This window comes from Burkholderia sp. LMG 13014 (genome assembly GCF_905232215.1).
Classification (GTDB): Bacteria; Pseudomonadota; Gammaproteobacteria; order Burkholderiales; family Burkholderiaceae; genus Burkholderia.
On record NZ_CAJNKE010000879.1, the window covers coordinates 1 to 1,815 of the forward strand.

The window sequence follows — 1,815 nt, forward strand, 5'->3', positions numbered from 1 at the left end:
CCGGCGTGCCGGCCCGCAGCGTCGCCCACGGCTGGCCGTGCGCATCGACGCCGCCGAGCACGAAGAACGGCAGTTGCGCGAAAAACGTCCGGTGCTGGTCCGGCATGAAGCGCCGGATCCCGCGCCGGCCGGCCGAACCTGCGGCCCCGGTCACGCCCGCACGCTGCTGCACGGCGAGTTCGCCCGCGTGAAACGGCGCGGCGTCGAGTTCCCAGCCTGGTACGACGGCAGTCGGGACAATCGGGGCATTCATCGCGTTCTCCCTGAGCAGGTTCGGCTTCGGTGGGCGTTACGCGGCGAGCAGGCCCACGCGCGTCGTCGGCATCGCGACGAAGCCCGGCAGCGCCTCGATGCGCGCCAGCCACGCACGCACGTGCGGATACGGTTCGAGCGACACGCCGCCCTCCGGCGCGTGTGCGATGTACGAGTACGCGGCGATATCGGCGATCGTCGGCTGCGCGCCGGCCGCGAACGGCTTGCCGGCCAGCTCGCGGTCGATCACGTCGAGCACCTTCTCGGCCGTGAGCTTGGCGGCCTCCTGGTCGAGCTTCGCGCCGAACACGGTCACGAGCCGCGCGGCGGCCGGCCCCGATGCGATCGGCCCGGCCGCATACGACAGCCAGCGCTGCACGATTGCCGCCCGTTCCGGGTCGTCAGGCAGCCAGTGCGCGTCGCCGTAGCGCTTCGCGAGGTACACGAGGATGGCATTCGAATCGGCGATCACCGTACCGGCATCGTCGATCACCGGCACCTGCCCGAGCGGATTGAGCGCGAGGAACGCCGGTTCGCGCTGCGCGCCGGCCGCGAGATCGACGTCGACGGTCTCGGACTGCACGCCGAGCAACGACAGGAACAACCGGACGCGATGCGCGTGCCCGGACAGCAGGAACGAATAGACGCGGATCGGTGCGACGGGCCGACCGGCAGCAGGCTTGTTGGCGGCAGACATGGAAACTCTCCGGAATCTCGCGCCGCCGGGGATCGGCGACGAACAGCTGCAGCGTAGCGCTCGCCGTTCGTCACCAGAAGACGGATAATCTTGGAAACATTATCCTTTCCCATAGGACAATCGACCATGGCCGATCTGCGCGACGTGAACCTGAACCGCCTGGCGATCTTCGTCGCGGTGGTCGACGCCGGCTCGCTGACGGCCGCGGCCGAGCGGCTCGGCCTCGCGAAAACGGTCGTCAGCACGCACATGCAGCGCCTCGAATCCGAGGTCGGTGCGAACCTCCTCGTGCGAACGACGCGGCGGCTGAGCGTGACCGACGCGGGGCGCGCGTTCTACGACGCGTGCCGCGACATCGTGCGCGCCACCGAGAGCGCGCTCGACGCGGTGTCGTCCGACGCGGGGCCGCTGCGCGGCACACTGCGTGTGAGCGTGCCGATCGACTACGGTGCGCTGGTCGTCGCGCCGGCCGTCGTCGCGTTGCGCGACCGGCATCCGGGGCTCGACGTCGAACTGGTCGCCAACGACCGCGTGGTCGATCTCGTCGCGGACAATCTCGACGTCGCGATCCGCATCGGCCGCCTCGCCGATTCGAACTATCGCGCGGCGCAGCTCGGCACGTACGAGAAATGGCTGGTTGCGAGCCCCGCGTTCGTCGCACGCCACGGGCGGCCGCACGATCCGGATGCGCTCGCCGCGCTGCCGTTCGTGATGCTGTCGTCGCTGCCGCGGCCGCATACGATCGAACTCGAAGACGCGAACGGCGGCAATGCGTCGGTGCGCTGCGTCGCGCCGGTCGTGTCGAACACCGCCACCACGTGCCGCGCGATCGTGCTCGCGGGCGGCGGCTTCGGGCTGCTGACGGA

General features: G+C 70.2%; 2 protein-coding genes and 1 pseudogene. 1 reads left to right on the forward strand and 2 read right to left on the reverse strand.

The genetic code is table 11. The annotated features are described in order from the left end of the window. A pseudogene (locus tag JYJ84_RS35720) lies at positions 1–253 on the reverse strand (pyridoxamine 5'-phosphate oxidase); the annotation flags it as partial. Positions 254–289: 36 nt separating this feature from the next. Beyond that, complete coding sequence (locus tag JYJ84_RS35725) at positions 290–949, reverse strand: glutathione S-transferase family protein (protein ID WP_175221686.1); 660 nt, start codon at positions 947–949, stop codon at positions 290–292. Positions 950–1,075: 126 nt separating this feature from the next. Here JYJ84_RS35725 and JYJ84_RS35730 point away from each other — a divergent pair. Further along, positions 1,076–1,815 (forward strand): LysR family transcriptional regulator (locus tag JYJ84_RS35730; protein ID WP_205190217.1); only part of this gene is annotated, 740 nt, incomplete at its 3' end.

Coding starts and splice junctions, on each gene's coding strand:
- JYJ84_RS35725 (WP_175221686.1), bottom strand. CDS start 949: ATGTCTGCCGCCAACAAGCCTGCTGCCGGTCGGCCCGTCGCACCGATC.